The 19,283-nt window shown below is 49.1% G+C and carries 9 protein-coding genes; 1 reads left to right on the top strand and 8 read right to left on the bottom strand.

Features of this window, described 5'->3' with window-relative positions; genetic code table 11:
• Positions 1-62: 62 nt before the first annotated feature.
• The 3 genes from MHN33_RS05845 to serB all read right to left on the bottom strand — a co-directional run bounded on the left by MHN33_RS05845 (position 63) and on the right by serB (position 2,402).
• Complete coding sequence (locus MHN33_RS05845) at positions 63-734, bottom strand: abortive infection system antitoxin AbiGi family protein (protein WP_239397078.1); 672 nt, start codon at positions 732-734, stop codon at positions 63-65.
• Positions 735-794: 60 nt separating this feature from the next.
• On the bottom strand, positions 795-1,181 hold the full coding sequence (locus MHN33_RS05840; protein ID WP_239397074.1) for a hypothetical protein: 387 nt from the start codon (positions 1,179-1,181) through the stop codon (positions 795-797).
• A 207-nt stretch (positions 1,182-1,388) separates the two neighbouring features.
• Positions 1,389-2,402: a phosphoserine phosphatase SerB gene (serB, locus tag MHN33_RS05835; protein WP_239397073.1), complete on the bottom strand. Its 1,014-nt coding sequence runs from the start codon at positions 2,400-2,402 to the stop codon at positions 1,389-1,391.
• 120 nt (positions 2,403-2,522) lie between these two features.
• Here serB and MHN33_RS05830 point away from each other — a divergent pair, with 120 nt between their 5' ends.
• Positions 2,523-3,143, top strand: a complete 621-nt coding sequence (locus MHN33_RS05830) for an AhpA/YtjB family protein (RefSeq protein WP_239397072.1) — start codon at positions 2,523-2,525, stop codon at positions 3,141-3,143.
• Here MHN33_RS05830 and MHN33_RS05825 read toward each other — a convergent pair.
• The 5 genes from MHN33_RS05825 to MHN33_RS05805 all read right to left on the bottom strand — a co-directional run bounded on the left by MHN33_RS05825 (position 3,110) and on the right by MHN33_RS05805 (position 19,097).
• A complete protein-coding gene (locus MHN33_RS05825; protein WP_239397070.1) occupies positions 3,110-3,874 on the bottom strand; it encodes a TatD family hydrolase in 765 nt (254 codons plus the stop codon). The two genes, MHN33_RS05830 and MHN33_RS05825, sit on opposite strands and share 34 nt — an antisense overlap.
• Positions 3,875-3,885: 11 nt before the next feature.
• Positions 3,886-4,524 (bottom strand): pyridoxamine 5'-phosphate oxidase, encoded by a 639-nt coding sequence (gene pdxH / locus MHN33_RS05820; protein WP_239397067.1) that lies wholly within the window; start codon positions 4,522-4,524, stop codon positions 3,886-3,888.
• Between the two features lie 95 nt (positions 4,525-4,619).
• Positions 4,620-6,362, bottom strand: coding sequence for an arginine--tRNA ligase (argS, locus tag MHN33_RS05815; RefSeq protein WP_239397066.1), 1,743 nt, complete (start codon positions 6,360-6,362; stop codon positions 4,620-4,622).
• Between the two features lie 198 nt (positions 6,363-6,560).
• Positions 6,561-8,150 carry a peptide chain release factor 3 gene (gene prfC, locus MHN33_RS05810; RefSeq protein ID WP_239397064.1) on the bottom strand — a complete coding sequence of 530 codons (1,590 nt, stop codon included), beginning with the start codon at positions 8,148-8,150 and terminating at the stop codon, positions 6,561-6,563.
• A gap of 303 nt (positions 8,151-8,453) precedes the next feature.
• Entirely contained in the window at positions 8,454-19,097 is a 10,644-nt protein-coding gene (locus MHN33_RS05805; RefSeq protein ID WP_239397062.1) for a non-ribosomal peptide synthetase, read from the bottom strand.
• Positions 19,098-19,283: the final 186 nt, after the last annotated feature.

The following is a 19,283-nucleotide window of genomic DNA, read 5'->3' as shown; positions in this document are numbered from 1 at the left end:
ACATCTAAATTTCTGGGTTAGAGATTCAACAATGAGTTTTTAACCCAGAAAAACAAATGAAATCACAAGTCCTCTCTAATCCTTTCTACAGATAAAAGCCTAGACATCAATGTAGATACTTCTGATGATTGATAGGATCTAGAGTATATTCGACCTATAAATCTTATCATGTCATCTATTTCAGAGTCATTTTTTACAAAAATGTACTTTATATCCTTAGGCTCAATTTTTAACATACAAACATCTTTGGTTACTTCATTCAAGGACTCCTCGACCTCCGGATCAGAGAACTCCCCTTCATTGACCCAGAGTTCGACCTTTGAATGCACAGGGACATATCGCCACTCATTTTCTTGGTAATAATCATAACCATCTACACTTTGAACTGGCTTAATATAAGATAGCATTTTCATCAGGTTAAAACGAAGCGATTTATTCATCGAAAGCTCACCAGCCCCCTTTAAACTCTGACCATAAACTTTATTAAAACTAAATCCAAGTTCGCTGTCTTTTTGCAGGTATATGACTGGGTTAAGCTTGTTTCTTTTGGCCCACTCTTTTGTTAGCCCTATACCATATTCCCCGTACTTTCCGACATGCTCCTGTATTCGTGATAAAGGTATATCGCAAAAACACACCATCGGGTATGCTACACTACCTTTGCTACTCTTAAACCAGTCCAACTCTTCCAAACAATATTTAGGCCAAAAACCATTTTCCAATATCTTTTTCAAATTATCCCTATTCCTAGTGAAATGAAATAAAGAAGCAGATCTTGCGAGCATAACAATGCCTTATCTGTATTTTTTACAGACCTTATGTACCTTCCTATATTTCAATATAATTAAAAAACAGATCATCAACCCTCTCGACGGGCTAATAAGTTCAATTATATCGCCAATTATCTTTCTTCTAGAATCATCTTCCGAACCCCATGGAAAGTTTTCTTTTTTAGATTCATAATAGTCTGAAAAAAGCTGACACACTTTGAGCCTTTCCTCTTTTGAAAGTCCTCCATAAAATTTAGAACTGGAAACAGCACAAATAGATTTAACGTCTCCAATTTGAACTTTACGCGCTAATGGACTTTTTCTTTTCTTCATTATCCCTTTAGAAGAAGAGATTAATTTATCTTTTGAGTTATAGATACTTAAATATTTTTCGACTTTTTCAAAACTCATTTCAACACCTACATATTATCCTTATAAAATTAAAATTTAAAAATACAAACAATCCAAAACTCAATCTTCAATAAAACTTGCATTTTAAAGATAGTACAAGCTACAAACTAATTAAAGAAAACCACTTTAATGTCAAAGCTCAAGAAGCAATAAGGTTCACTAAACACGCGCTTTTAAATAAAGTTCATTCATGCTCAGGGTAGAAGCCTAGACCGGGACATTCAGTAGATAAAGTAACTGAGTCAACGACCCTTTGGTAATCGCCGCATCGGCTTGCTCGACCACCTTAGGTTTGCCATGTACAGCGACGCCCAGTCCCGCAGCGGCCATCATGATTAAATCATTGGCGCCATCGCCCATCGCCACAGTTTGATTGGCTGAGATGCCATACTGTTCAGTCAGGACTTTAAGAACCTCGGCTTTTTTGCTGCCATCGACCACTTCACCCAGCACTTTACCAGTGAGCTTGTTATCTTGTATTTCCAGTGTATTAGCAAACACGGCATCCAGCTGCAACGGCGCTGTTAGCGCGTCGGCAAACCAGGTAAATCCGCCAGAAGCAATCGCCAGATACCAGTGATGGGCTTTGAGCACCTCACATAGCTGAACAATGCCTTCCATTAGCGGTGGGTTGTCCTTGAGCTGCTGGATAAGCGGCAGTTCAACGCCGGCCAGCTTGGCAACACGCTGGTAAAGACTGTCGTTAAATGCCAGCTGACCTGCCATCGCTTGCGCGGTGACAGCTGCAACTTCATCATAGACTCCGGCCAGCCTGGCGATTTCATCAATACACTCGATTTTAATTGCCGTGGAATCCATATCCATCACCAGTAAGCCGGGCTTGCGTATGCTGGGTGGCTGGCTGATGGCGGCGCCTTGCAGACCACACTGCGCCGCTAAAGCACGAACCGGCGCACGCACATCTCGTGTCGATTGAGTGGACAAAACCAGTCCGGGTGTCATGTCAGCTGTGGGCTGATACAGTGCAAGCTGAGTGACTTCAATATCTGCCTCGCGGCACAAGTTCAGGATCTCCAGAACCGTGACACCGCTAAGCTCAGCACCGAAGAAACACAGATACTGGCCCGCTTGCGACGCGGGACTGGCGCACGGCGTTAGTTGATCATCGTTTTCAATCTGGTACCAATTTGCTAAGGTAAGATACTGCAGAGCAGGCTCAGCGGTGGCACACAACTGGATTGACGCGAATGACTTTGACATGGATACTCCTGATTGGGGTCATACCCGGCTCATCGAGCCTAAGTGTGAATACTTGCTTGGTAACGGTATGCGCCCTTTGTAACATCTTAATCATGGCATGTCAGCAGGCAAACAAGATCTATGAAAAATACACAAGCCCTTGAGTACCTCTCTTCTTCACGCAGCCGCCGCTTGCTGCGCTTGCTTATCGCTGCAATGTGCTTTTTAACCATTACCTGGCTGGCCTTTAACACCAGCTTTCGCAGCCACCAACTATTGCACACCAATGCCGATCACACCGGCCGCAGCCTGACTAAGCAACTGGCGCTCAACGCCGCTTTGCCGTTGAGCCGTATGGATACCCCACAACTCAGAGCCTTGAGCAATCACCTCGCCAGTGACGAATATGTGCTGTCGGTCAGGCTCTACAACCACGAGGGTCAGTTTATAATTGGTAATGATGGCCAGAATGCACCACCCCAAATAACTGACTTGCCTCGCCATTTGGCCGGGCTGACCCAGTCAAAACAACCCATTGTTGAGCCCATTTATGACCCTCAACAGCAACCTGTAGGCTTTGTCAGCGTCGAGTACTTAACGGAAGCTGCCATGGCACAAAGCCACCGCCATTTTCATGAACTGGGTCGCGTGGTACTGCTGATGCTGGGCATCGCCTGTATTTTTACCTGGCAGATAGGGCGCGCACTAAAACGCTGGGAAGTGAAACGTCAGATCCGAAATAGCGTTGCCGATGAGGAATAAAGGGCGTCAGAGATGACTTGAGGTGACTCGTCGCGAATAGCGCACAAGTGCTCAAATACCTCAACCACCCGTTTTGGCACATTCACCTGGCCCTGATAGCCCGCTAACGGCATCGACGGCGCGTCCGTTTCCAATACCAATGCATCCAACGGTACTTGTGCCAGCGTGGTGCGGGTTTTCGCCGCCCGTGGATAGCTGATGGTGCCGCCTACGCCAAGTTTAAATCCCTGTTTCAGATAGATGCTGGCATCTTGCAATGAACCGGAAAAGGCATGGATCACACCACCATGTAGAGGCGGTAACTGTTTAAACGCCGCCGCCAGCAGGTGATGGCTTTTGCGGTGATGCACAATCAGTGGCAGCCCGAGTGCATTAGCCAGCGCAATATGCTCAATAAACAAGCGTTGCTGTGCGTCAACATGCTCCACCATCGCATCTATGCCACACTCACCAATGGCCACCAGCTCTGAACTATGCAGGTTTGCAAGCGCGACCAGTTGCGTCATATCGCCCGCTTTATGCTGTGCCATAAAATACGGGTGCAGGCCAAATGCGACTTTGACACCGGGATGCAGCTTCGCAAAGGCAGGTAAGGTGCGACACTGGGCCAAGGTCACGCCCGGCACCACACAGTGCACAACGCCCAGCGCCTGGGCCTCGCTCAGATGCTGTGGCAAGTTGTCTCTGAGTGCTTCAAAGTCCAGGTGGCAGTGGGTATCAATAAAGCGCATGAGGCATGACACTATGGATTAAGACGCTCGACCAGCCACTGTCCGCTGGCTTCTTTGCGATACATAAAACGGTCGTGCAAACGGTGCTCCCCCCCTTGCCAGAACTCAATCTGGTGGGGCTTAACACAATACCCACCCCAGAAATCCGGCAGCGGAATATCACCTTTAGCGAACTTGGCTTTCATGCTGTTAAAAGTCTGCATCAGGGCCTGACGAGAAGAAACCGGACGTGACTGTTGTGATGCCCAGGCAGCCAGTTGGCTTTCCTTTGGACGCGACAGAAAGTACTTAGCCACCGCTGAGGTCGGCATTGGCTCGGCCTCGCCATAGACTATCACCTGACGCTCCAGATTATGCCAGGGAAAGTGCAATGAAATCTTATTGTTGCCCTTGAGTTCCTGTGCCTTACGCGATCCGGTATTGGTGAAAAACACAAAACCGTTATCGTCCACCTGCTTAAGCAATACAATGCGCTGTGACGGCTGGCCATGCTCATCTACTGTAGCCACCACCATGGCGGTCGGATCGCTGAGGTTGGCATCCACCGCCTGTTGCAACCAGTGCTCAAACTGTACTATGGGGTTATTGTCCAGCTTCTCGCGGGAGAGGCCGTCTTTGGTATATTCGCGACGAATATCATCAAGTTTCATGGTGGTCATTCCTTATATAACACAAAAGGCCGCAATATTGCGGCCTCAGTCTAACATGTAATGCGCTGTGTGAGCTGCATGATCTCACCCGGTGCTTACATCTGCTCCATCACCTCAATGCCCAGCAGCTCCAGACCGGTGTGCAGTGTTCTGGCAACCAGATTACACAGCAACAGTCGGCTTTCGCGAACATCTGCAGCCACATCGTCTTTGAGGATTGGGCAAGCTTCGTAGAAGGTCATGTACAGACTCGCCAGCTCATACAGATAACCACACAATACGTGCGGTGTTGCTTCGCCGATCATCAGATCTAACACTTCTTCCAGTTGCAACAGCTTGAGTGCCAGCGCCTTTTCCTGTGGCTCAACAATGCTGATGCTGCCACTGAGTGCGGCACTGTCTATACCGGCTTTGCGGAAGATACTGCGCACACGGGTGTAAGCATACTGCAAATAAGGTGCCGTGGCGCCTTCAAAGCTCAGCATGGTATCCCAGTTAAAGATGTAATCACTGGTACGATGCTTCGACAAGTCCGCATATTTCACCGCACCAATACCCACCTTGCGGGCGATTTCGGCACGGGCTTCTTCGCTCAGCTCAGACGCGCGGTCGGCCAGCTTTTCGCTGGCACGGCTGACGGCTTCATCAAGTAGTTCAGCCAGCTTAACGGTGCCACCAGTACGGGTCTTAAATGGCTTACCATCGCTGCCCATCATAGTGCCGAACGGACAGAACTCATAGCTGGTTTCGTCGCGCAGCAGACCGGCCTTACGGGCAGTCAGCTCAACCTGATTAAAGTGCAGGCTCTGACGCGCATCGACGAAGATCAGGATACGCTCGGCACCCAGCTCATTGGAGCGATAGTCACAGGCCGCCAGATCGGTTGTGGCATACAGGAAGCCGCCACCCGATTTTTGCACGATAAACACCGACGGTTCACCGTCTTTGTTTGCCAGCTCATCCAGGAACACCACCTGCGCGCCCTGATCTTCAACCGCAATGTTTTTCTCTTTTAGCAGCTCGATAATACCAGCCAGACGATCGTTGTAGGCACTTTCGGCCATGATGTCGTCGCGAGTCAGCGTCACATTGAGCTTTTTATAAACTTCTTCAGAGTGTTTCACTGAGGTATCGATAAACAGCTGCCAGAGTTTCTGACAGTGCGCATCGCCGCCTTGCAGTTTAACTACGTAATCACGGGCTTTATCTGAGAAGCCTTCTTCATCGTCAAAGCGCTTCTTGGCATCACGATAGAAAGTTTCTAAATCGGCCAGGGCCACATTTTCCAGATCGATGCCTTGTGCCAGCATATCTTCCAGATGGGCGATCAGCATACCGAACTGAGTTCCCCAGTCACCCACGTGGTTCTGACGCGTGACCTTGTCACCGCGAAACTCAAGGGCGCGTACCACCGCATCACCAATGATAGTAGAGCGCAGGTGACCCACGTGCATTTCTTTGGCCAGGTTGGGCGAAGAGAAATCGACGACCACATTTTGCGCCTGAGCATGTTCAGCCACACCCAGCTTGGCATCCTGATTGGCCGCTTCCAGGCTAGCTGCCAGAAACTCAGGCTTTAAGTGGATATTGATAAAACCCGGGCCTGCAATTTCGGTTTTAGCAGCCAAATCACTGACATCCAGGTTATCAATGATCTTCTGTGCCAGCTCACGCGGATTGGTTTTCAGGGCTTTCGCAGCGCCCATTGCGCCATTGATCTGATAGTCACCAAACTGCGCACGGGTGCTTTGCGTCACCGCCGGATTGGTGCCTTCAGGGATCCCTGCCGCGGCCATCGCAGACAGAGCTTTTTCAATTAGAATACTTTTAATGTTCATTGTGTTTCCTTTGGCTCAGTGCAAAGTGTGCACTGAGCAAACATCATCAGCGCCCTCAGGCGCCGGAATAAAACGCAGCTAATATACAGTAAGCGAACAGTCGGATCGAATGCACCAGCTTATAGGAAGCCCGTGAGTCAAATCAACCCGCAGAGTCACTTTTGGGGCAGTCAGACGAGCTGGCCACCCCGAATCAGGCTAGTGTTCGCGTGTCTGATGGAACTGGACGTCCGGGTAGCGTTCCATCGACAGGTTCAGGTTAACCCGACTTGGCGCGATATAGGTCAGGTTATCGCCCCCATCAAGCGCCAGGTTCTGCTCACACTTACGGCGGAATTCGGCCAGTTTTTTCTCATCATCACAATTCACCCAGCGCGCCGTCTGTACACTAATGCTTTCATAAATGGCATCGACGTTGTACTCAGACTTCAGACGTGCCACAACCACGTCGAACTGAAGCACACCAACGGCGCCGACGATCAGGTCGTTGTTGATCAGCGGACGGAACACCTGTACCGCGCCTTCTTCTGATAACTGTACCAGGCCTTTCAATAGCTGCTTTTGCTTGAGCGGATCTTTAAGACGAATACGGCGGAACAGCTCAGGTGCAAAGTTCGGAATGCCGCTGAACTTGAGCTTTTCACCCTGGGTGAAGGTATCACCAATCTGGATCGTACCATGGTTGTGCAAACCAATGATGTCGCCGGCAAAGGCTTCCTGAGCACGTTCACGATCGCCTGCCATAAAGGTCACGGCATCGGAAATGCTCACCTGCTTACCAAGGCGTACATGGTTCATTTTCATGCCCTGCGTGTATTTACCTGACACGATACGCATAAAGGCGATACGGTCGCGGTGTTTCGGATCCATGTTGGCCTGAATTTTAAACACGAAGCCGGTGAATTTCTCATCGTCGGCGCTCACTTCGCGCTCGTCCGTCTGACGCGGCAACGGTGACGGTGCCCACTCTGTCAGGCCATCCAGCATATGGTCAACGCCAAAGTTACCCAATGCAGTACCAAAATACACCGGTGTCAGTTCACCGCTCAGGAATAACGCTTTATCGAATTCGTGCGACGCACCAATGACCAGCTCCAGTTCTTCACGCAGCTGCTCTGCCAGGCTTTCACCGATGGCAGCATCCAAATCAGCGTTATCGAGCCCCTTAATGGTGCGGACTTCCTGAATGGTGTGACCCTGACCCGTTTGATACAAAATGGTCTCATCGCGGTGAATGTGGTAAACGCCTTTAAACTCCTTACCACAGCCAATCGGCCAGGTGATCGGCGCACACATGATGTTCAGCTCCGTCTCAACCTCGTCCAGTAGCTCCATTGGATCGCGAATATCACGGTCCAGTTTGTTCATAAAAGTCACGATGGGCGTATCGCGCAAACGGGTCACTTCCATCAGTTTACGGGTGCGATCCTCAACCCCCTTGGCGGCATCGATAACCATCAAACAAGAGTCCACAGCGGTCAGTGTGCGATACGTATCTTCCGAGAAGTCTTCGTGTCCCGGGGTGTCCAGCAGATTTACCAGACTGTCGTTGTACGGGAACTGCATCACAGACGTGGTCACCGAGATGCCACGCTCTTTCTCCATGTCCATCCAATCTGATTTTGCATGCTGGTTAGAGCCACGGCCTTTTACGGTACCCGCCTGTTGCAGGGCCTTGCCGAACAACAGGACTTTTTCTGTGATGGTGGTTTTACCCGCATCCGGGTGCGAGATAATAGCGAAAGTACGTCGCTTGTTTATTTCATTGAGGAAAGTCTGATCTGCCATTAGTCAATTCTTTTGGTTTCTATACGGGTTTATGCACCTGATCGGAAGTACTCTCTGTTCAGTGCTTCGCTTGCCAAATCCGTCATGTTAATCGAGGTTGACCGCTATTTTCGCTTATCTTGACTTTATAAACAATCAATGGTTATCCAATCGGCCACCATTTACGCTTAGCGCCCCCCCCACGGCACAGCCCAAATTGCTTGTTTTATGACTTGTACTGCTCATTAACCACCTTGTCTAAAGCTCGGGGCAGCGCACTCTATAACTGCGTGAGCCCCGGTAATACTGCGAAATCCACTGAAATCAGCCAGGCTCGCTTAACAATAACGTTTGCTCAGCCACATCCTGGTGCTTAAGGATCGATAAATGATCCCCGGCACATGTGACTTGCTTAATTTTATTGACACTCCTGTCCTGGATCCGTTGCAATACTGCTTCTTTGTTATGTGCAGTTGCAAGCCCCTGCTGGGCCATGAGCACACTGATTTTGTTGATCACCGCTTGTTTAAACTGCACGGATGGTACAAGTGCTAGCTGGTTGTGACAACTCTGTTGATACAGGGCTTGATGTTGGCTATCAATACCCACGTTTTGATCAGCCAAGTCTGGCACCGGAGGCTTTTTGTCATCATAAACACCAGCGTGTAAGCCAAGCACAGCATCAATGAGGAGCACTTCCACAGAGTCCCCGTTTTGCTCCAGTCGATGAGCAAGTGAGACAGCAAAATCCCCACCGAGTGAATGCCCGGCAAGGCGGTAGTGGCCGCTACCCTGCTTGTCTTTTATCGCAGCAAACCAACTTTCAATACGCTGCTCGTACGACAGTGTCAGCAACGGCGAATCAATGGCGACCAGTTCATCAATGCCAGGGGTGGTGAGAATATGCACATTCAATGCACTTGCCAGCTGCGCCGCATAGCCTTGATACGCCGCCCCTGTCATGCCCATTGCCGGGGCCACAAACAGATTAGGCAGCGTGGGGTCGTCACTGAATGTCATACAACCATAGCGACTGACTATTTCGTCAGCTGCTGACTGGCTGCGCAGATTGTGCGCTAAATCCGACAACACGGGAGTTTCAAACAGCGCTTTTATCGGCATTGTCACTTGCATCTCAGATTTGAGTAATGAAGCAAGTTGCACTGCCATCAGAGAGTGCCCGCCTAGTTCAAAAAAGTGGCTATTGCTGCCGATCTGATGCGTGTCCAATCCCATAACCTGTGCCCATATCTGCGCAAGTTTGATTTCGAACTCGTTAGCTAAGGGAAGCAGCTCCTCATCAGCAGTGATACCTTGGGGCTGTGGCAGCGCTGACTTGTCAATTTTACCGTTCACCCCGACAGGCCACTCATCCAGTACGATGATTTCATCCACTTGCATATAGGCAGGTAATTTGCTTCTTGCATAACTTGCCAGTGTTTTACCTGCTTTGCCATCGGCGGTTGTTTGTTGCAGGGTAACATACGCGTAAATACGCCAGTTGCCGGTCAACTTTTGGGGCACTACTACACATTCAGATACCAGCTTATGAGCGCAAAGTACGGCCTCAATTTCAAGTGGTTCAACTAAAAAGCCATTCACTTTGACCTGACTATCAATCCTCCCCAAAAAGACAATCGAGCCGTCTGGCTGGCGCTTGACCAAATCGCCTGTTTTGTAAATCTTACCCTGCTGGTCTTTACTCCAAGGGTTGTTGATGAATTTTTCGTTGTTCAGAGGTGCATTGTTTAAATACCCTTTGCTAATCGTCGCACCACCGAGATACAGCTCCCCTGGCACGCCATCGGGTACTAAGTTTTTATCCCTGTCCAGAATAAGGGTATATCCCGCGGCAATGGGCTTCCCAATGGGCAGTCGTTCCGGTACCGGCTGCAACCGGGTTACGTCAACAAAAGTGGCAATGACTGTGGCTTCGGTTGGTCCATAAGTATTAAATAACCTGATGTGCTTACAGGCATGTGCTTGCCAGTGCTGCAAACGCATCGCCGACATTTCCTCACCGCCTGTAATAAGCGTCCTCAACGGCGTGTTTGCAGTATCCTCCGCTAATTTTGCGTCCGCACTGAGTAAATGCCAATAAGCCGTTGAAAGTGAAACAAAACTCACTTCCTGGCATTTTACAAATTGCCAGAAATCCCGACAGGACATGGCACAATCCGTTTCACGGATGATCAAAGTGCCTCCGCTCAGCAGCGATGCAGATAGATCTTCAATAAATATATCAAACGAAATAGAAGCGCTTTGCAGCACCCTTTCCTGTCCCAGATCGTAATGCTCGCTGATAGATTGCGCATAGCTGCACCAGTTGTTATGACTGACCGCCACGCCTTTAGGTTGTCCGGTCGAACCAGAGGTGTAAATAACGTATGCCGTGTCCTGTGACACCGAATGTGGCAACTGCGTACAGTTGGCAGCCCCGTCATTGCACCAAGCCAGAGCAGTCTCCATGGATAAGACTGGGATATCCCCCACATCCACGTTGATACTTTGCATCAGGCATAAAACCTGTTGTGCACCGGAATTTTCCAGCATGTACTGAATGCGCTCTGCAGGGTATTCCGGGTCAATAGGCAGATACGCCGCTCCCGCCTTCAATATTGCCAGAATGGCGATGATCAGCTGTTCACTGCGTTTGCCGTACAGCCCGACGATAGAATGAGGAGTGACTCCCTGACGAATAAGGTATTCAGCCAGCACATCGGACTGCTGTTCCAACGCCTGATAGCTTAACTGAGTTTCACCAAACTCCACGGCGATGGCATCCGGATGCTGCGCGGCAATCCGGGAAAAGACATGATGTACACAGTTTTGTGTGTAATCTTGGCGACCATTACTAGCCGCGACCTTTTCTGGACGTTGCAATAACTGCTGCATTTCGTCCGGGCTCAGCATAGTCAAACCTGAGGTGTATTGTGCCGCATCACTTAGCAAACTACTCAGCATATTTTCAAAATGACCTGCCATGCGCTGGATTTGAGCTCGATTGAAGATACAGCTGTCGTAAGTCCAGTTCAGCGATAACGTTTCATCCTTGAGCTGGCAGCTGACATCCAAATCGAATTTTGCCACAACGGCATCGCGCGACAGCGGCTGGATCTGGCAATCCCTTAATGCCACCGGGTTGACTTCTGAACCCAACGCCTCTTCCGGTTGAGTATCCAGCGTAAACATAATTTGAAATATCGGATTAAAGGCATTTGAGCGGGGTATTTGCAATGCATCGACCACTTGCTCAAAAGGCAGCGCCTGATGTTCAAGGCCATCCACATGCACCTGCTTTACATGCGCAAAATAATCGCTCAGGGTTTTCTGGTGGGTGTCCACACGCAGTGCGATAGTGTTAACGAACATACCAATGAGCGATTCCGTCTCGTGCTGTGTGCGGTTGCCGACTGGCGTACCTACGACGATGTCGGTGCTGTTGCTGTGGCGAGCAATTAACAATGCGAATAGTCCTTGTAACAGCATAAATGGCGTTACATTGTAGCGACGACTCACAGCCTGTATCTGCTGAAACTCATATCCCGTCAGCTGCTGCTGAATTCTTTCTCCTTTAGCCTGTCGGCGCTCAGGGCGAGGATGTACTAATTCGAGGCCATGAGTAAGAGGGATGCCATTCAATTGGTTTTTCCAGTAGACCAGAGACTGTTCAAATCCACCATTGCGCATTTTTTGCTGTTGCCAATGCGCATAATCACTATATTGCACTGGTAATTCTGGCAGAACCGGGGCGCCTTGTTGCAGCATCTGATTGTAGAGGATACTAAACTCGCGTATCAGGATCTGGCAGGAAATGCCGTCAGAAACACTGTGGTGCATATTAACTAGCAGTGCCACCTCAGCGTCAGATGTCTCTGTCTTATCCTGTAATGCCACCAGCGTTACTCTGACTGGCAACTCAGAGTCCAGCATAAAACTTGTGCCGGCATCACGATTCAGCAACTGCTGCAGTTGCACTTGTTTCTCTTGAGGTGCCAGATGAGAAAGCGTGTGAAAAGCCACAGGTACAGACTGGCCTGTGTCCAGCTGCTTTAAGCCCTCCGGTGTTTGCTGATAAATGCACCTTAATACCCGGTGTCTTTGTGTCACTTGCGCGAGTGCCTGAATGGCAATCGACTGCTGAAAACTACCACTAATCCGCAACGCCATAGGCATGTTGTAGTCGGCGCTTCCGCCTTGCATTTGGTCAATAAACCACATTCTTTGCTGAGCAAAAGAGGTGGCCAGATAGGGTCCTGTTTGCGGTATTTTATGCAACGAGTCTGCTTGCTTTAGGGGAGTTTGCGCATCTATCGCAGCCGCCAGACTTCTGATGGTGGCATGTTCAAAGACAGACCGGACAGATATCGCCTTGTTAAATTCCTGACTTATTTTACCCACCATTTTCACGGTCAGCAGAGAGTGTCCACCAAGTTCAAAAAAGTCCTGTTCAACACTGATTACAGCGGCTTCTTTTTTCAGTAAAACCGCCCAAATTCTTCGCAACGCAATTTCGGTTGAGCCTTCAGGCGCCTTGATCTCACTGGCTACATGCGACCATTGTGGCTTCGGTAAGGCTTTTTTGTCTATTTTACCGTTGATTGTCACAGGCCATTGCGCCACCAGAACAATATCACCAGGATGCAAATGCGCCGGTAATTGTGCCTGCACATGCGCTTTGACAGACGCTCTAAAGGCAGCTGTATGCTGCTCATCGGCCAGCTCGGCGTGGTCTTGTTCAGGTTGTACCCAGGCGATCAGTTGCCCATCGCTGCTGTGTTCTTTGCTTAACATCACTAACGATGAACGTACTTCCTCCAGCTGATTGATCACTGCCTCAATTTCCCCGGGCTCGATCCTGAACCCCCTTAATTTTACTTGCTGATCGACTCGATCAATAAACTGCAATACACCATTGTCCAGCAAGCGCACAAGGTCACCGGTTTTATACAAGCGTTGTTGAGTATTTCCTTCCTCAGCGAGGATAAATCGCTCGTCCGTTAAAGTTGGCTGATTCAGGTAACCTTTTGCAACACCGGGACCTGCAACGTAGAGCTCACCAATGCAGCCTGCGGGCACGGGGGCTAACTGCTTATCAAGGACATACAGTCGGTGATTAGCGACCGCCTGACCAATGGGCGGGAACAGTGATGGTTGCGTATCCGCATTGGTCGTCAATACCTTGTGTGTCGTGACAACATGCGTTTCGGTCGGGCCATAGTGATTCCACAAAACACAATTGTGGTGTTTGACAAAAAATGCCCTGATCTCTGGGGTCAGTTTAAGCGCTTCTCCAGCCACGATTACTTCACGCAGATGACTTAAAATCAGTTGCTGATCAATGCACTGTTCTGCCAGCATTTGTAATATGGCTGGCGGCACAAAGACCCGTTCAATTTGGGTATGAATGAGATAATCACCAAAGCGATGCAACTCTTGCTTATCCAAATCAGATAAAATAACCAGTTCTGAGACGGTCGCCCAACTGGTTGCCAGCTCCTGGATCGACACATCGAATGACACGGAAGTATAATGCAGTGTTCTCAAAGACTGGAAGATATGCTGTGACTCAGCGCAACTGGTCACCAAGTTCACAATTGTGCCATGAGTTTGCACCACTCCCTTGGGGTTACCCGTTGAACCTGAAGTATAAATCACATAAGCAATATCATCATGTGTGGTCGCACGGGTGGGCGTAAAATGCGACGCCTGCATTGTCAGTCGTTTTTGGGTGTCGGTATCATCCAGGCAAATACACAGGTTTACACCACATTCTGTGAATACTGAGGCTTTATCTCGCTGAGTAATACTCAAGGTAATGCCTGTTTCAGCAGCAATATAAGCAACTCGCTGTTGCTGAAGCTGGGTATCAAATGGGACATATCCGGCTCCCGCTTTCAATATCGCTAAAATGGCAATCACCGAATCCAGATCACGAGATAAACTGATCCCCACCAGGTCGCCCGCGCATACCCCTTCTGCCACCAGTAAGTTTGCCAAACGGTTGGCTGTCTTATTCAATTCGCTATACGTCATGACGCCGGAAGCGCCGTTAAGCGCAATCTTGTCGGGCGCTTGTATGGCGTTTTGTTCCACCAGTGCTTGAATGCTGGCAGGCATACTTTGCAATGACGTCACTTTCGCTTGCATCGCTTCCAGAGATTTCTGTTCAACGGCACTCAGCATCACAATGTCTGATAATTTCGCGTCCCCCTGTTGTGGGCTTGCTGACGACATCTGTGCCATCGACTCCAGCGTATTCACCAGATGTTGACTCAGTTGTTCAATATGCGCCTGATTGAAAATGTGAGTGTCAAATATCCAGCTCACCTTGATGCCATCATCGTGTTGCTGCCAGGCTATGTGCAAGTCAAATTTGGCAATCGGCTCAGGGTCATTGCGCAACTGCAAACTCACATCGGGCAGCGTCATGTCTCTTTGTTCTGCATGCTCTGCACCTTGCGTTTGTGTCTGAGTCGTGATGAGGATCTGAAACAACGGCGTATGGGACAGCGAACGTGGGATTTGCAGTTTCTCCACCAGCTGTTCAAAAGGTACGTCTTGATTGTCCTGTGCCTGAATATGGGTGTCGCGGATATGCGATAAATACGCACTCAGGGTAGTAAAATCTGTTGAGTTTCTAAGTACCAGGGTATTGGCAAAGAACCCGATCAACCCCTCCAGCTCAACAAATCTGCGGTTGGCGACCGGTGTCCCCACCACAATGTCCGAACTATTGCTATGCCGAGAAATCACCAGCGCAAGGGCAGCGTGCATTAGCATAAAAGGGGTGATTTGGTGATCCTGTGCCAGAGCAGCGATGCGCTGCGCTGTGTTTTTATTGAGGTTTGCACTCACCTTCCCACCCACATAAGCTTTGACCGCAGGGCGAGGCCTATCCAATGCGATACCATGCAATGAAGGCACATCATCCAGTTGTTTTTGCCAGTATTCAAACTGCTTTTGCATATTGTGCGATGTAAAGTGCGTCGCCTGCCATGCCGCATAGTCCAGATACTGGACGGGTAAGGAAGGCAGCTCAACAGGGTTGCCTGACAGTTGCTGCTTATACAGCTCGGTAAACTCCCGAATGAGAATATCCACAGACCAGCCATCAGACGCAATGTGGTGCATATTAAACAATAAAACACCTGATTTTTCATGACCGTTATCTACCAATGCAACATACTCTGCCCTCACCATGAGCTCAGCGGATAAGTCAAACTGATGATTGCGAGAATTGCGAATAAACTCTTGCAGCCGTGTGTATTGCTCATCACCCGCCAGTGTTAAATCCCGGTACTGAAGCTGAAAATCAACGTTTTCTAAGACCTTCTGTGCCGGCTCCCCTGAGACGTCTACAAACACAGTGCGCAATGACTCATGTCTTTGAATCAAGGCGGACATGGCCCGTGAAGCAGTAGCAAGACAAAATGCGCCGTTGACATCAAAAGCCATAGGCATATTGTATTCTGCAGAGCCCGGATCCATTTGATGAATAAACCACAGTCGTTTTTGAGTAAATGATACCGGGTAATGAGGCTGCTCCCGCGCAATAGGCACAATGCGTGGCTGCTGAGTAATGGCGGTGAGCTCATCAACATGTGCAGCCAGGTCACGCAGCGTAATATGCTCGTAGATGTCTTTTACTTTCACTTCTTTTTCAAGCTGATGGCGTATCTCTGCAGTCAGACGAACGATTAAGAGTGAGTGTCCGCCAAGTTCAAAAAAGCTACGTGTCACACCAATAAGATCGTCAGGAAGTCCCAGCAATTGGGACCAAATGTGTCTCAGCACTCCCTCAGTTTCGGTTTCGGGTAGTACGATTGTTTCGTTGCTACTGACCACTTGCGCTGCCGGAAGCCGTGCTTTATCGATTTTGCCGTTAATTGTTAGCGGCCACTGTGTGACCACGCCCCAGGCAGCAGGCAGCATGTATGCTTGTAGCGTTTTAGACAATTGCTGTGTTATGTCAATAAGATGCTGATCGGCATCCGCTTGTTGATCATGTAACTGTACATACGCGACAATCCGCTTGTGCTCATTGTCACCATCAACCAGGATCAAGCACGACTCCACGGGAGCGCATTCCGCTACCCGCCGATGAATTTCATCCAGCTCAATGCGGTAGCCCCGTATCTTCACTTGATTGTCGACCCGGCCAATAAATTCAAAATTGCCATTACGTAAGCGACGTACCAAATCTCCAGTGCGATACAAACGAGGAAAATCAGCGCTGTCAGAAAAAGGATTAGGGATGAATTTTGCCGCTGTCAGCGCCTCATCCTGTAAATACTCTCTCGCCAGTCCGATACCAGCAATAGCGAGTTCACCAACAGCCCCGGTTGGGGCAAGATTGCCATCCTGACCGATAACCACACAAAGCGTATTTGGAATGGCCTGACCTATGTGTGGTGCTGTGCCCCTAATCCGTGTCCAGCAGCTATTGACGGAACACTCTGTCGGTCCATATACATTGAAGGCTTTTCGGCCCGGGGTCTGCTCATCTCGCTCAGCCAGTTCCTGCCACAGGCTTTCATTAATTGCCTCCCCTCCTATAATGAGCTGTGGCAGGTTTTGCAGGCCAAGCGGCCGCCACAGTTCCAGTAGAGACGGGGTACAATCCAGGATCCCAATGGCGTTTTGTTGCACGCAGCTTTGCAGTAGTTCCGGGTCCATTTTCATGCTATCACTGATGATAACCAGTGGCTGTCCCAGCATTAACTGAGTTAAACCTTTTACCGATGAATCAAATGAGTATGACGCAGTCCAACCCCAGGCACTATCGGGCTCTGCGTCTATCAATTGCTGCAAACTGACAGCCAGATTAAGCAGCCCTTTATGCTCAACGACCACGCCTTTTGGCATACCAGTCGAGCCTGATGTAAATATGATATAGGCAGGATCGCTTGCTTCATAACGCGTGTTGTCTGAATTGTACTGCCAGTCTGCCATCGTCGCGACGGTGCTCTGCTCAGCATCGGGATTAAGTGCTATTTCAAGCACCGGACAAAGATCTCCCATGACAGCATCACGCAATTGTCTGGTGCTGACAACAAGTTGCAGATCCGCTGTTGTGATCATGTGCTGTACTAAGGTCTCGGGCGTCTCGGGGTGAATAGGGACATATGCCTTGCCGATTTTCCAGATTGCCAGGATAGCCACTATCAACTCAAAAGACCGATGAAGACAAATACCTATGTATGGTTGTTGTGTCTCCTGATTTAACTGACAAACAAACTGCTCTGCATAATTGTTCAACTGGGCGTAGCTGAGCTTTTCTTGTTCAAATATCAGCGCCGTTTTTTCTGGAGTGGCAACGACTTGTCGGTGAAATAGTTCAATCAGACTCTGAGCGTGCTGTTCGCTCTGTCGCGAGATATTTTCGGCTGCCAGCACCTGACGCATTTCAGCTACGGATAGCATCGGCAATTTATGCAATGGGGCCGCAGGGTCTTTTACCACTTCTGTAAACAGACTATGCAAATGCCCATCCAACGCTTGTATACTGGCGACATCAAACAGTTCCGGGTTAAAAGTCCATTTCAGTGCAACATGCTCTTCGGTCATTGCCACATTGAGTTTGATATCAAATTTTAGTCCCGGCTCTGGCTGCTGTAGTGGTTTAATATTGACACCGGGAATGGGCAATTCGGCGCTGTCGTTAGAATTCATACTCAGCATGATCTGGAATAAAGGGCTGTGGCTGCGAGAGCGAGTCTGGGCGCAGTGCTCAACTAATTTTTCAAAGGGCACATCCTGATTCGCCTGAGCATCCAGGTTAACTTTACCAACATAAGCCAGGTACTCGGCAAAGCTCTGCTCAGGATGATAGCTTGTACGCAACACCAGGCTATTAACGAAAAACCCCAGCAGTGGTTCAAGTTGATTGACCTGCCGATTAGCCACAGGAGTCCCAATCACAATGTCATTTCGACCACTGTGACGCGCCAGCAGTATACTAAACACCGCGTGGATAAAAATAAAAGGCGAGGTATTAAATTGCTGACAAAGCCCCTTCATCTTGGCTGTGACACTGACCGTCAACTGACTGTCAAACTGGCTTTTCCCTGATTTCTCTTCAGACGCCTTGGCCGGCATATACAAACCATGAGATTCAGGCAGTGCAGCTAGTTTTTCTTGCCAGTAGTTTAATTGCTTTTGCAGTGTCACCTCATTGAAATTATCTTGCTGCCAGCTGGCAAAATCCAGATACTGGATCGCCAGCGGTTCACGTGGTGCCGGCTCTTTGCGCAGGCATGCCTGATAATTTTCAGAGAACTCCTGCAGCAAAATCCCCAGCGACCATCCGTCGAAGGCAATGTGGTGGACATTCAGTAGCAGTACTGAGCGAGGCGTGTGTTGAAGCGGCGACATCTGTATGTACCCCGCTCTGATCATAAAATCTTTGTCCAGTGCAAAGGGGTTACGTTCATCTTCTGCTGCTATTTGTTTCGCCCGAATAAGCTGTTGCTCCGGGGGCAACTGAGTAACATCGAAAAACTGTATGGAAAAATGCTCGGCATCATGCACTGTTTGCATCGGCGTGCCAGCTACTGCGTGATAGCTGGTGCGCAAAATTTCATGCCGCTGCACAATCTGCGTTAAGGCGGTTTGTGCTGCCTCAAAATCAAGCTGCCCCTCCACCATAAATGCCATGGGGATATTGTAGTTTGCACTATTTCCGGAGATCTGATGAATAAACCATAACCTCTGCTGATTAAACGACACCGGATACAGGTTCTCCGGTGTGCGCTCAACAGGCTGTATCGCAGGATAATTTGGCGCCGACTGATAGCTACTTTGCTTTTCCAGAAAAGCCATCAGCGCCGCTTTATGTTGTTTAATTTGCGCCGCAAAGTCGGGGGTCATAGCCCCTTTGGCCGCTTTAACCACTAGCTTTCCTGTGTCCAAAGTCACCAAAATGCCACTTTGTGACAGACGATCAAATAAATGTTCTGCTTTCATATCCTACTAGCCATAATTGTTTGTTACTCAACATCCTGCATACCCAGCAAGCATGACCATGCTTGCTGGGTATGCAGATGCCGGTGTGCTTTTTAGAAACCTTCAACAGAAGGCTCAGCATCAGCTCTTGGCCCGGGTGACTGCCAGAGCCTGTGCGCCAACACAGAGGAAACCGTTTCTGTGTTG

Origin of the sequence: Pseudoalteromonas sp. OOF1S-7, from assembly GCF_022347765.1 — a bacterium.
GTDB lineage: Bacteria > Pseudomonadota > Gammaproteobacteria > Enterobacterales > Alteromonadaceae > Pseudoalteromonas.
Note: the sequence above shows the minus strand (reverse complement) of the source record. Positions and strands in the feature narration are given on the sequence as shown.